Here is a 12,946-nt window from a genome sequence, read left to right on the forward strand (position 1 = left end):
AACTAAAATAGTATCAGTCGGTAACCTAAAGGCTGTGTGTCATCTTTATTCAGTACCATGGTGTAGTTGCCTGCACTATCAAAAAACAGGGGTTCAGATTGGTAGAGTAAAGTGAGCGTTTCATTTTCATCTTCAAAGACGACATTAATCTCGTACTCTCCAGACTCTATGCTGATTGACTCCAACTCGGTGAACTCAAAATCAGTGATTTTATACTTAGCAGATTCAATGGTTTCGGTTGATTTAACAAAGTAGATGGTTAACGTTTCATAGTCGAAAACTAAGTTCGCTAGATCAATTTTATGGGTAAAAGCACGAGGACGATGATCATGAGTTAGCGTCATCCCTTTGGTCATTCCTAGCTCGTCCTCATAAACCAGTATCGATTTACTCTCATCTTGATTAAAGGTCACTAACAAGTTATTGGCTAACACCTCATTCGAATCTTTATTGGTAATCGTTACACCATAATCGTTATAACCTATGGTCTTGAAATCGCTTAAACTATGTTTGCCTAATTCATAAAGATACTGAGTCTCCTGATTACTTGCGATCGCTATATCAATATTATCAACACTGTTTAACGCGTTAAAAACACGATACTCAGCATTGGCATCAATATTGGCATATTGGGTTGGGCTACCCGTCGAATCAACAGCATCAATAGTGAGCTTAGGTGTTCCAGGGCCAAAACTATTACGGATAACAAATTTGTAAACCGTATTAGCGGTTAAATCCAGTGTTGCAGTAGTATAGATTGGCGTACTCTGTCCGGTCTGAGTCAAATACAGTACATATTCACCAGTATCAAACATTAACTCACTTGAATGATCCTTATAACTAAGCGAATCAAGCATGTTCGCGCCGCTAAAGTCCTCGCCATCCAAACCAAAATAAACATCATAAGTCGGCTCATCCATGGCGGCATGCATCACTAACATCTGCATTTTACTGTAGTCATCACTTTCATCCATATTCAATTCATCCATCTCACTGCGATCATATTGAATATCAAGTAATTCAGTAGCGCCATAATCACCGAGTAAGACAAAAAAATGTTCATCGTCATTTGAAAGTGAGAGTGTCGATGAATAGAGCGATAACTCATCGCCCAGCTCATCAGTGCCAATCACTTCCATCTCGGAACTCCCCGTATTGTAAACATAACGAGGTTGAGCATCAGCGTAGCTCACCGCTGTGTATTGATAACCATCTAAAACCAGCGCCGTTGCTGTGCTATTGGGTGACGCATTGTAATACTGTATGTAAGCTTCACTGCTTGAATCACTGTCATCATCTGAGCTACATCCGACAGCTGTAGCCAATGCAAGAAAGAGACAAGTAATACCCCGAGGTGTGAAATTCATTTATTTTCCTTAACTAATTAATGACAAACTCATTACCTATGACCAAGGATCCACGTCAAGAACTGTCAACAATTGCAATGTAAGGAAAGCCTTTGAATAGCTTTGTAAATTAGTGTTATTACTTGTATAGATTGAACAATAAATGACTTTTACGGAAGGATGAGATGTTAACGGAAGGCATAATAAAGACCAAATGAGCGTAAAGGAGCAGCAACTCGCTGCCCCTCAAGAATTATTTAGCTAGCGAAGAACACTCTAAATTGGTTGGCTAATGCTTTATCATCTTGCTTACCATATTTGATTAAGATGTCCTCTTTACCGTCGCCATTAAGGTCGTCGCTTTGCAGCATCCCGCCATCAATAGGCAACTTTAAATCGTGCTTTTCTGCATCACGACTAAATAAGCGTGAACCAGCTTGACCGAAATAGACTCTTAAGGTGTCTTCGTCATCAGATAGCATTAAATCTTTCAAACCATCGCCATTAAGATCTGCTAACTTGACCACTGGACTGCCACTTTGGCCTGAGCTTAAACTAAAGTTGAGTTCAACCTCTTTACTGACATTTGACTCTTCAGCAAAGCGTCCTTGTTCATCCATTTTAAACAAATGAACATCTTGATCGATACTGCCAGAAAGCAATGCACCGATAATCTGTGATACGCCGATATCAAACCCAGCCACCATCACTTCGACTTTATCGTCACTATCAATATCAACGAACTGTAGCCCCGTTAATGTGCCCTCTGCTTTAACAACACTGCTAGGCAGCTTCGGGAACACCAACTTGCCCTTTTGGCTTTCACCGAGATAGACCTCATAGTCGTTGGATCTATCAAATACACCTGAGCTTTTGGTATAGCGCACCACCAGATCAGTAATGCCGTCGTTGTTGATGTCCTTAAGCTCTTCCACTTTGCGATACACCAACTCACTTTGGTCGAGCTGCTCACCATAGGCATCACGCTTATTCCACCAGTCAATGCCACTTATAGGTTGGCGTACTGACACAAACTCTGTAATGGGGTGAAACATCTTGTCTTTTGTTTGTCGATAAAGCTCTAACTCTCCTTCTCCAATTTTGACAATGTCGACTAAACCATCAAGGTTAATATCGCTAGCATAGAGTTTGGACTGGGTATATGTGGCGCCATCTTCAAACAATCTAGACTGCGGTTTAATCGGCAACACTTGCTGCTTAAATTCACCGTTATCAGCAATAAATAGATGTACCTGATTAAAATCATGGATCAAAATATCGTCTTGTTTATCGCCATTTAAATCCGCGATAAATTCGCCTCGACTTAAATAATCTGGGCGGGATTTAAAGGATAAAGAATTGATATCAGCTAATGAGATTAATTCGGCATTGGCGGTGTCTTTTTGAGGCTGAAAAAGTAGCAGTTCATCTTGCGATAAAAAGTACAATTGTTGGCGTTTACCTGCTTGATACTCAGTAATATCGAACGAGTGCAGGGCTTGGGGCAATTCGAATTTAGTCGCCAGCTTATACTTACCGCTTTCTAACGCATAAACAGCCATCCAGCGCTGGCTCAAATCATCAATCCCAAAGGCGACTAACTCTTTACCTGCTGCAGGTAACAGATCGGCCGACACTATAGGGTGCGTCAAATTAAAAGGCGCATTCAATGTCGTTTCTGTCAGCGTCAATTTAGACGCTGACTTTGCTTCAGCAGGCTGAGCGACAAGGCCCCCTAATACCACTAATCCAATACCCAAGCCTTTTAAAACCGATTCCATGTTTGATTTACTCCATTAGCGATAACAAAAGTACAATGATTCAAGCTATCGGTTTTAGGCTAAGAGTAAAAGCAAATTTAACAGTTTGTAACATATCACCCTCAATAAACGGCATTAATCGATATTTAGCGATCTAAAAGTCCAAAAGTTGGCGCCAAACCAATTGAGTACTAAACCTGTTAATACACCCACACTAAAGGCTAATGCGGTATCTAACAGCGATTGACCAAGCCACAGTGATATCAAATAAAAAACAGACAGATTAGCGACCGCCGCCATGCTCGAGACTAAAACAGACATTATTAATTGCCGACTTTTAGCCGCTTGTTGCCTATCACTAAAAGTCCAACAACGGTTAGCAAACCACGACAACACTACCGCGACGGAAAATGCCCCTACTCTCGCCCATATCAGGGGTAAACCAAACGTTTCAAATAACAGGTAAAATAACACCGCATCAGCAACAAATACGTTAGCACCGACCAACAAGAAGCGCCCTTCTTGTTGGTACTTACGCCAGTACTGACTCAGTAAACCTATCGGCTGGGACGACAAAGCAGTAAGCCTCTATCTTTATTGCTGGCAATCTCATCACAATTTACAAAACGACTATCATCGGCTTTGGAGTGTTGCACAAAGAGATAAAATGGATTTTCATTCTGATTTACATCGGTTAACGAGGTGATTTTTTCAGCCTTGCCTGCAGTATAAAAGCGTGCAGAAAATGGTATTTTGCCCCAGTAATAAGTAGCAAGGTCCACTTGTCGTTGCTGCAGTAACCAACGTTCACTTTTATTCTTTCCTGCGTCGAAATGAATAACACCCACTGCGATGATCAATAACGCAGTAATAGCCAGTGCGATTCGATGCAACATTGGCACTTGTGTATGGCGCCAAGCAAAAGCGATCAATATCGCCAATGCTGGGATCCCAGGCAACACATAAGCCGGTAATATGTTGCCTGCAAAGGTAAATAACACCATAGGCGCTATCATCCAGCAAACAAGGTAACTCGCGAAACCTGCGCCCTGTAACGCTTTATCTTCATCACTTCTCTTTGGCGCTTCAATAATCACTTTATAAAGCGCTTGCGGTAAAAACAAAGACCAAGGCAAGGCCGCGACAATAAAATACAGCCAAATGGTACCGCGAGTTTGATCGTGTGCAGTGCCGTAAAGATCCCCCTGCCAACCACTATCAACAAATCTTGACCAATGCTCACCGACGATGAAATAACTTAAAAATCCCGGCGTGGTATTTTCAGCAATAACATACCAAGGTAGGGCAATCAGTAGCATTAATATGGTTCCTTTAATCAAGGGAACCCGCTGCCATAAAAGGAGCCACGGTCGAATCAATCCATACTGCCACAGTAGCCATAATCCAGTGCCAATGCCGAAAATAACCAAGGCAACAGGGCCTTTCGCCAGTAAGCCAATCGCAAGACCCACAAAGCCAAAGTAGCCCCAGCGAACTTCACCTTGCCAACACAGATAAAACCCCACCATTGCCATCGTCAAACCTAAGGTCAATGCCATGTCGGTCATCACAGCACCCGCGCTAACAATAAACACCACTGTTGAGGCTAAAATAATGAGTATTGGCAACACTGGTAAACGTAGCCTTTTAGCAAAAAGTGCCACCACACCTAAGGTGAGCATGGCAGCAATCCAATGCGGGAAACGCACTGCAAACTCAGAGACACCAAAGCCCAAAATAGACACTGCACTCATCCAAGTATGCAGTGGGGGTTTTCCCCAAAACGGCACATCGTAATCAAATAACGGCGTGATCCAATTACCGGTTTCCACCATCAAACGCGCCATTTCACCATATCGAGCCTCCGTGGTATCCATTAACGGATACCAAGGCAGTAGCAATAATCGAGTCAATACCACCAGCAACAGCACAGCCAAGCTTTTTTGCGCAGAACTCAAAGCTTGCATCAATTAGCCTCCAAGTAACTGATATTGCTTTGTACCGCAACCTCGTCACCTTGCTGCTGACGGCTAGGCTTTAGCTGTGAAACTGACCGCCGATAAGCGACCTCTTCGATGAAATAAAGTGGCCGTTGCTTAACTTCCACAAATACTCGCCCTAGATACTCGCCAATTAACCCTAATGCCAACAGCTGAATACCCGCCAAGCCAAGTTGCACCACCATCATTGAGGGGTAACCGGCAACGGTGTCACCATATACAAGCGTTTTAGTTACCACCCAACCACCATAAGCGAAGGCACTAAAAGCAGTAAACACGCCACACCAGGTAGCAATACGCAACGGTTTAAAACTGAAAGAAGTGATGCCATCCATTGCTAAGCCAAATAGCTTGCTGTAATTCCATTTCGTTTCGCCCACAAAGCGAGGATCACGGTCAAACTCCAAGGTTTTTTGTGAAAAACCAGGCCAACTAAACAAACCTTTCATAAATCGATTACGCTCAGGCAATGCTTTAATACTGTCGACAACCTGACGGCTCATTAAACGAAAGTCACCGACATTTTCCGGCACCGGCGAATCAGAAAGCCAATTCATCAATCGATAAAAGCAAGCCGCAGAAAAACGCTTAAACCAGGTTTCACCTAGGCGCTTTCGTCGTTTCATATTGACGATTTCGTATCCGGCACGCCACTGCGCCAGCATTAATGGGATTTGCTCTGGAGGATCTTGTAAGTCGGCATCAAGCATAATGACCGCCAAGCCTCTGGCATGCTCAATACCCGCCGACATTGCAGCCTCTTTACCAAAATTACGGCTCAATTTGATGCATTGATATTCATTGTCGGCCAAAGGTAATTGGCTGACCTGCAGCCAAGAGTCATCACTACTACCGTCATCAACAAAAACAATTTCAGAGCTTTCATCAAGCTCAGATAATACCGCCGTTAGCCGCGAAATTAATGGCGCTATCATTTGTGATTCATTAAACAGTGGCACAATGACTGACAAACATATTTCAGCGTTGTGAGCACTTGGGTTCGCATGGGAATATGGCATGAAACATCCTACTCGATATATTTTCCCAGTAGCATGCAGCTATTGAGGTGAAGAAAATGTCATTGACATTTTTTCGACAAAAATAGTGCTAAAGTGGGTACAACTAACTGACTGATTAATCGCTTAACGATGACACTAAAACTACTCATTATTGAAGACAACATAGACGTTGCGGGCATTCTTGGAGACTACTTTGAGGCTCAAGGCGCTGAACTTGATTTCGCAGATAATGGCGAGCTAGGCTTGTCACTCGCGCAAGCATTTGACTTTGATGCCATCTTATTAGATTTAATGCTGCCTAAACTCGATGGCCTAAGCCTATGTAAGGCATTGCGGTCGCTTGGTTGTACCACCCCCATTCTGATGTTAACGGCACTGGATAACAAAGCGGATCTACTGAGTGGTTTTGACTGCGGTGCCGATGACTATCTTGGTAAACCTTTCGATCTCGACGTGGTCGATGCCCGTGTCAAAGCACTAATAAAACGTCACCGTGGCCAAGTAGCACAAGGCAGTCTCACATTCGGCGATGTCGAACTTAATATTGCTAAGCACCAAGCTTATCGTCAACAGATGCGGTTAGCACTCACACCAACCACCTATCAAATATTGTTACTGCTGATGAAACATGCGCCAAATGTGGTTAAGCGAGAGATGATAATTGAAGAGATCTGGGGACAATCGCCACCCAGCAATGATATTTTACGCAGCCATATGTACCAACTGCGTAATCAACTCGACAAACCTTTTAAACAGCCCATGCTAGCCACAGTACCAAAAATAGGCTTTAGACTGCAGCTTGGAGAGGAACTTTGCTAAACAAGCTGCTTAATAAGGTCTCTTCAGCCTCAAGCCTACCGCATAAGTTGATGTGGTATTTCAGTGCTATTGCAATAATGATCGGTCTGACAATTTACCTATCGATGCTTGGACTGATGCAATGGATTGAAGATGAAGTTAATCAACACGAACTTGAAACGAGTGCCCCCTACGCCATTAGCTTATTCCAGCAAGGGGCCAAACAACCCTTAGATATCGGTATGCACGTGCAAGCTTTTTACTCTCTAGAATTAATTCCAGAGAAATATGGTGAGTTAGGCGATTTTCCTATCGGATTTAATGGTGAGATCTATAACAATAATCAGGTTGGATTTTTGCATGAGTTAGTCGCGTTGTCGCCTTTAAGCGCAGAGGGAGCACATAGCCGAGAAGAGATTTTTCTCTATAGAGGAGAATTTTTACTCGATGGCCAACTGAAATCTTTGTTTCTGATTATGCCAACCGAAAATGTTGAATTGAGTGACACTGAATGGACCGCTATTAATCTGTTTGTGCTTTGTTTTATCGGCGTACTCTTTGGCTTGTTTGGCTTTGCTATCCATAAGCTGAGCCGCCGCCTAGTTAAGCCCGTAGAGCAGTTAAGTCGGCAATTAAAATCAACAGAGTCCAACAAAACCTTTAGTGTTTCAGACCAATCGGCGGCTGAATTTCGTGAGCTTGCCGATAGCCTGAACCATTATCGACAACAAAATGAGATGATGATGAAGCAGGAGCAAGCCTTTGCTCGTTATGCCAGCCATGAACTGAGAACGCCATTGACCGTGATCAGCGGCGCTGCAAAACTGCAAGAGCAAAACAACGCTCTCGAGTTTCAAGCACGTCAACGAGGTCGTATCCAACGTGCAGCCCTTGATATGCAGCACACTATTGATGCCCTACTAAATTTAGTTAAACAAGAAAGAGCAACCGGAAGCAATCCGCCAAGATCTCTATCTTTAGCCGAAGTGCAACAAATAATTCAACCGCTACAAGGGCTGGCTAATAGTAAAAGTATTAATATCAGCATTAACTTTGAGCAAGCTCCAGTCATAAAACCGGCCCCCGCAGTACTGCGCATGCTACTGACTAATGTCATCAGCAATGCCATTAATGCAAGTAACTCTGGAGAGATCACAATATCAATCAATCGTCATGAGATAGTCATCACCGACAAAGGTCGCGGGCTTACCGAATCAGAACAAGAAAATGAACATGGTCACGGACTTGGCTTGTTGATTGTCGATAGCCTGTGTCAACGCTACCACTGGCAGTTCAACTTATCCAATATGCAACCCACAGGCTGCAGCGCACAATTAACCTTTCCACAATTAACATTGTAATGCTCAGTGTTAAGCTAAACTATAGCGCTAACTCACTGCCATTAGCGCTATAGTTTAAATCGGTATTGAAACTTATCCTTGACGGGTGAAACGGTAAGACTGTATTTGTACCTCTTGCCCATCCACCACTGCGTAGCTGTCGACTAAAAATACATCTTTACCCGCAAATCTCAGTTCAATACGCATCTGACTACGTTCATTACCTGAGTAAGTTTGCCCATTCACACCAACAGGATAGTAGTTATAACGTTGCAACTGTGGTTGATACTCACCCGAAAAATTCAGCTTCTTATTACCGTTAAAGTCAGTTTGTAGTTGATAACCCAGCTCAGGCGAGTAAGACAGTTCAACTTGCCCGGTTAAATCTTGCTTAACGCCAGATACCGCCAGATTTTCAACTGACAAGGTAGCCGCGGTTGTTTTACTTAACCCCCCTTGTGCAACCCCCGTGGCTTCAACTCTTTTTCCTTGGCTATCTAAGGCCCAGATATTAACTTGCCATTGGCCGCTAAAAGTATCTAAACGGTCCCAATTTTGTGGTGTTGCCGGGGCCTGACTAGCCACTCCAACTTGAGTTCCAGGCAAACCGTTAATGTTAATGCTCTTAGTTGCATTTTCATTACGGTAATCTTCTCTATCATTGGCATAATCAGCGCCCGCTCCCGCCACACCACCCGCTGCAGCGCCGATAGCGGCACCTTTTAAGGCCATGCCTGCATCACCCGCTACTGCGCCCATCGCCAAGCCTAGAATGGCACCACCTGCGGCACCGGTTTTCATACCGCGATTACTATCGCGACCATCTTCCCCCATACCATCACCGCTTGCACAAGCGGTTAGTGCCATTAGACACAAGGTCGTCAGCGCCACTTTAGCAAACTTATTTACCGTTCGAGTATTGCTAGGGTCTGCATTTAAAGAAGCTAAATCGGTAGATATGATATTGCTAGGCATAGTGTATTTCCTCAAATGAACATGTATGTTGCAATTAACCCTAATCAGTAATAACTGCTAACTTAAGGTTACGCGGTAATGCATTGGTCACTATTAAACCAACAATGCAGTTGCAGTATTAGGGCATGGCGACGAAAAAATAATAATCCGATGCCTAGGTGGATATCGCTGCTACGATTTAATTAAGAATATGGGGAAACGTTATGAAGTCAGATAATTTTGCCGGGATTGCTGATTACATCTCTCAGCGACGTGCTCAAGCACAGTTATCTCAAGAAGCGTTAGCATCAGCACTGATTAGCAACAATGACCTGTTTGCAGACGTCGACTCACTAGCCATTAGTCGCTGGGAACGTGGCAAAGTCAGCCCGAACCTGCGCAGGCAAGTCGCGCTAATGGAGTATTTTGGTGATAAACCACACACGCTTTTATGCGATCCCAGCTTTGAATTAAAACAACTGCCGTCACTTGATGCATTCAATAAAATGATGGAGCAACAGTTAAACTACAACCATGTTATGGGGGCTCACCCCTATATATCTGCAGACAATGTTAGCTTCGACAAACTCTGCAAACAGGCTGATGAAGCACCGCAAATGTATAGCTGGATAGCCAATTATCACACCAACCTTAGCCGTGGACGGGAAAAATGGAGTCAGTCCTTTATCAAGTCATTAGCGGCGGTAGATTCAACGGAAGTGTCGTTTTACCAAGTCAACGGCTTGCTCGCCGGCCATATATTTATGGTTAAAGTTACCGAAGAAACATTTGAGCAATTACTGCACGGCAAGCTTAATGACAATGAGCTAACTCCGGCACATTTAATTGCTGCAGAGCAACCTGGTTGCCTATACATGTTAAGCACCTATTTAGGCGGGGCGCATGTGTCCGAGGACTTCGTCGCGCAACTGCTCTTTACCTTAGTCGAGAACCCAGTAAACACTTCGTTTGGCTACAAAGCGCGGTCTGATATAGGCATCAAACTAATGGATTTTCTCGGCGGTGTTGTCGTTAATACAGGTGAGATATTAAGCGAACGTTTGCAAGGTGCTAAATACCAAGGCAAACGCCGCAGCTATGTCTCATTTGAACTTCAACGTCAGGTATTAATCGCCAGCCCTTTGTTTATCAACCTTATTCGAAACAGCAAATAATGATTATGTTCCTGAAACCTCATTTTTCATTTTTTTAGTTCATCTTTTTAGTTTACCAAGTTGATTTTAGGTAGAAACCAACTTAAATAGTATGAGGACTGCATGAAATTGCCTTACTGTTAGCAAGTGAGGCTTTAAAAAGGAAGATAGATATGGTTACTCTCGACACTCAGAATATCGACATCCACCAAGACATAAGCCAAAGCTGGCAAGAGATGGTTAACTTAATATCTGAAATATCTCAAATTCCTGCAACTCTCATCATGCGAACCTACCCTAAAGAGATTGAAGTTTTTATTAGCAGCAATACTCCCCACAACCCATACAGAGCTAAAGAACGCGAACGCTTGGGCATGGGGTTATATTGTGAATCAGTGATCACCGGAAAGAAACTGCTCACGGTTAACGATGCCACCCAAGACCCTCATTGGTCGAATAATCCCGATATAAAACTGGGGATGATAGCCTATCTAGGATTACCACTGAGTTGGCCCAATGGTGATGTCTTTGGCACCATCTGTATGCTTGACTCGCAACCGATGCTGTTCGATAACCCCACCAAACAATTGCTGACTCGATTTAAATTAGTCGTTGAAACTGACCTCAAACGTGTCTATCAACAGGCACAATTAGTTCAAGATAATCAACGGCTAATCCAACAATTACATAAAAAATCGTTTGAATTTGATCAACTGCAAAAACAAGCGCGACTGGATGCATTTGAACGAACCTACAAGGATCTGAAAACCGATAAAGTAGACAGCTTAAGTAACGATGCCGTCGCAACTCTCAATCAGCAACACTCGCTTTAATCCCTATCAGCCCCTTGCGATGCGAGATTGCGGTTTATCTCTGCCACAATTTTGTGGCTAAATATCACCGTCAAATGCAGTACTATCCAAAATGACTTATTCTCAGCCGCTGGCCATATGGAGCTCGAATTAGGCACAATAGTAAAATCGATAGGGGTTCTGTAAGAGTAAAGTTCAACATTTTCAAGGATATGTTCTGTTGCGCGCAGCTCATTTAACAGCTCGCTTTTAGGGCGTAATTGTTTAACGCCCTTTGATGGGTATGGCAAATAGGCCCAGATACTGCCCGCATGAGGCACCGATAAGCTAAAAAACTGCCTTACCCTTGCAGCTCCCCCCAAAAGCTGTAAATAATAACGTGCCACGATGCCGCCCATACTAAAACCGATGACAACAATCTCTTCCGCAAGGCCAAACTCTTGCTCAATCTGCCGCTTTAAGTTGGCTGCAGCGTGCTCAATACCCAAACGTCCATCAAACGGAGCAATCGTGGGTGAAAAGCACTCATGGCCTGCAAGCGTAAATTGTTGCTGCATCCAGCGCATCACATACCCGGTATTAAAAATGCCATGTACTAACACAATTTTCATCAACACCTCTGTTGGTCAGGTCTCACGCCTCAAGCGTAGCAATCCATATTAACAAATACCACTCACACTTAATAAAGCCACTAAAACACTACTCGGCTTTCGGTAACGATATTTATTGCGCTAACTTTGCTATTATTAGCGGCGTCCCATCTGCCTTTATTTCAAATGAGCCCTGTATTTATGTCGATAAGTCCATCGAACCCTACTCCCCAGTCAGTATCACAAGCTTTGAGTGTTGCCATTAGCAAACGAACTCAATTTTTAGCGAATGCAAAGCAAAACGAAACCGATTGCTATCGAATATTTCACGGTACGGTAGAGGGCATCAATGGCCTCAATATTGATCGCTATGGCAATGCATGGCTGATCCAAAGTTTTCACCAAGCATTGACTGAAGATGAGCTTAGCCAAATAACAGTTCAGCTGATCCAAGAGTCAATGTTACCGGTCATTTATAATGACCGCTCCAACAAGAATTCCCGCGTACTGAATAGCTTAAGTGATGACAATGAAGTTTTCGCGACAAGTGAACAGCAAATGCAGGAAAATGGTATGTTGTTCAGCAGTAAATTGCGCCATGAAGGCCAAGATCCACTGCTGTTTTTGGACATGCGCATTGGCCGTGAATATGTAAAATCACACAGTCAGGATCGTACGGTACTCAATCTATTTTCTTATACTTGCGGTATTGGCACCGCTGCCGCCGTTGGCGGCGCAACACGGGTTGTTAATATCGATTTTTCCTCATTCGCATTGGCTGCGGGCAAAAGAAATGCGCAACTCAACCACGTTGAAAATGTCTGTGAGTTTATTCAAAGTGATGCATTTCCTGCCTTAAGACAGCTGGCAGGTTTGAAAGTCAGCGGACGCAGGAATCAAAAACTACCCGCCTATCCCAAACTGGCAGCCACCCAATTTGATTTGGTCTTTTTAGACCCACCAAGATACGCCAAAAGCGCCTTTGGCATTGTCGATCTCATTAATGATTACCAGAGCTTGTTTAAGCCGGCAATGCTAACCACTAAGCCCGGTGGCACCATAGTGTGCTGTAACAATGTCGCTAAAGTTGACCGCCAAGCTTGGTTTGACAGTTTAGTGCGCTGCGTTGAAAAACAAGGGCGTCAGGTGACCCACCATGCATGGCTCGATTGC

General features: G+C 43.6%; 12 protein-coding genes. 5 read left to right on the forward strand and 7 right to left on the reverse strand.

The features are described from left to right. Positions 1 to 2: 2 nt before the first annotated feature. From CXF82_RS15545 to CXF82_RS15565, 5 genes are all read right to left on the reverse strand, one after another. A complete protein-coding gene (locus tag CXF82_RS15545) occupies positions 3 to 1,367 on the reverse strand; it encodes a DUF4397 domain-containing protein (protein WP_102044512.1) in 1,365 nt (454 codons plus the stop codon). Positions 1,368 to 1,603: 236 nt separating this feature from the next. Next, complete coding sequence (locus tag CXF82_RS15550) at positions 1,604 to 3,127, reverse strand: FG-GAP repeat domain-containing protein (RefSeq protein WP_102044513.1); 1,524 nt, start codon at positions 3,125 to 3,127, stop codon at positions 1,604 to 1,606. A 114-nt stretch (positions 3,128 to 3,241) separates the two neighbouring features. Continuing rightward, the gene (locus CXF82_RS15555) at positions 3,242 to 3,682 is read right to left on the reverse strand and encodes a GtrA family protein (RefSeq protein ID WP_101093537.1); all 441 of its coding nucleotides are present in this window, start codon (positions 3,680 to 3,682) and stop codon (positions 3,242 to 3,244) included. Further along, the gene (locus tag CXF82_RS15560) at positions 3,664 to 5,073 is read right to left on the reverse strand and encodes an ArnT family glycosyltransferase (RefSeq protein ID WP_102044514.1); all 1,410 of its coding nucleotides are present in this window, start codon (positions 5,071 to 5,073) and stop codon (positions 3,664 to 3,666) included. The genes CXF82_RS15555 and CXF82_RS15560 overlap by 19 nt, the downstream gene beginning before the upstream one ends. Next, entirely contained in the window at positions 5,073 to 6,125 is a 1,053-nt protein-coding gene (locus CXF82_RS15565) for a glycosyltransferase family 2 protein (RefSeq protein ID WP_102044515.1), read from the reverse strand. The genes CXF82_RS15560 and CXF82_RS15565 overlap by 1 nt, the downstream gene beginning before the upstream one ends. Before the next feature lie 129 nt (positions 6,126 to 6,254). Here CXF82_RS15565 and CXF82_RS15570 point away from each other — a divergent pair, with 129 nt between their 5' ends. Next, a complete protein-coding gene (locus CXF82_RS15570) occupies positions 6,255 to 6,944 on the forward strand; it encodes a response regulator transcription factor (protein WP_101093534.1) in 690 nt (229 codons plus the stop codon). Then, complete coding sequence (locus tag CXF82_RS15575) at positions 6,938 to 8,284, forward strand: sensor histidine kinase (RefSeq protein ID WP_232775163.1); 1,347 nt, start codon at positions 6,938 to 6,940, stop codon at positions 8,282 to 8,284. Before CXF82_RS15570 ends, CXF82_RS15575 begins: the two co-directional genes overlap by 7 nt. A gap of 72 nt (positions 8,285 to 8,356) precedes the next feature. Here CXF82_RS15575 and CXF82_RS15580 read toward each other — a convergent pair whose 3' ends face one another. After that, positions 8,357 to 9,238, reverse strand: coding sequence for a hypothetical protein (locus CXF82_RS15580; protein WP_101093533.1), 882 nt, complete (start codon positions 9,236 to 9,238; stop codon positions 8,357 to 8,359). 203 nt (positions 9,239 to 9,441) lie between these two features. Between CXF82_RS15580 and CXF82_RS15585 the strand changes: the two genes are divergently transcribed. Together CXF82_RS15585 and CXF82_RS15590 are read left to right on the forward strand one after the other, a co-directional pair. Next, complete coding sequence (locus CXF82_RS15585) at positions 9,442 to 10,392, forward strand: helix-turn-helix domain-containing protein (protein ID WP_101093532.1); 951 nt, start codon at positions 9,442 to 9,444, stop codon at positions 10,390 to 10,392. Between the two features lie 152 nt (positions 10,393 to 10,544). Further along, a complete protein-coding gene (locus tag CXF82_RS15590; RefSeq protein ID WP_102044516.1) occupies positions 10,545 to 11,204 on the forward strand; it encodes a GAF domain-containing protein in 660 nt (219 codons plus the stop codon). Here the strand turns inward: CXF82_RS15590 and CXF82_RS15595 are convergent. Further along, positions 11,201 to 11,794, reverse strand: a complete 594-nt coding sequence (locus tag CXF82_RS15595; protein WP_101093530.1) for an esterase/lipase family protein — start codon at positions 11,792 to 11,794, stop codon at positions 11,201 to 11,203. The genes CXF82_RS15590 and CXF82_RS15595 overlap by 4 nt on opposite strands. Positions 11,795 to 11,974: 180 nt before the next feature. On the opposite strand from CXF82_RS15595, the gene CXF82_RS15600 reads away from it, so the two are divergent. Then, positions 11,975 to 12,946: class I SAM-dependent rRNA methyltransferase (locus tag CXF82_RS15600; protein ID WP_257982800.1), on the forward strand; the 972-nt coding region annotated here is incomplete at its 3' end.

The organism is Shewanella sp. GutDb-MelDb, from assembly GCF_002836075.1.
Taxonomy (GTDB): domain Bacteria; phylum Pseudomonadota; class Gammaproteobacteria; order Enterobacterales; family Shewanellaceae; genus Shewanella.

What these genes read in the sequence shown, in the direction of transcription:
- CXF82_RS15545 (WP_102044512.1), bottom strand. Translation starts at nt 1,367, where the DNA reads ATGAATTTCACACCTCGGGGTATTACTTGTCTCTTTCTTGCATTGGCT.
- CXF82_RS15550 (WP_102044513.1), bottom strand. Translation starts at nt 3,127, where the DNA reads ATGGAATCGGTTTTAAAAGGCTTGGGTATTGGATTAGTGGTATTAGGG.
- CXF82_RS15560 (WP_102044514.1), bottom strand. Translation starts at nt 5,073, where the DNA reads ATGCAAGCTTTGAGTTCTGCGCAAAAAAGCTTGGCTGTGCTGTTGCTG.
- CXF82_RS15565 (WP_102044515.1), bottom strand. Translation starts at nt 6,125, where the DNA reads ATGCCATATTCCCATGCGAACCCAAGTGCTCACAACGCTGAAATATGT.
- CXF82_RS15570 (WP_101093534.1), top strand. Translation starts at nt 6,255, where the DNA reads ATGACACTAAAACTACTCATTATTGAAGACAACATAGACGTTGCGGGC.
- CXF82_RS15580 (WP_101093533.1), bottom strand. Translation starts at nt 9,238, where the DNA reads ATGCCTAGCAATATCATATCTACCGATTTAGCTTCTTTAAATGCAGAC.
- CXF82_RS15585 (WP_101093532.1), top strand. Translation starts at nt 9,442, where the DNA reads ATGAAGTCAGATAATTTTGCCGGGATTGCTGATTACATCTCTCAGCGA.
- CXF82_RS15590 (WP_102044516.1), top strand. Translation starts at nt 10,545, where the DNA reads ATGGTTACTCTCGACACTCAGAATATCGACATCCACCAAGACATAAGC.
- CXF82_RS15595 (WP_101093530.1), bottom strand. Translation starts at nt 11,794, where the DNA reads ATGAAAATTGTGTTAGTACATGGCATTTTTAATACCGGGTATGTGATG.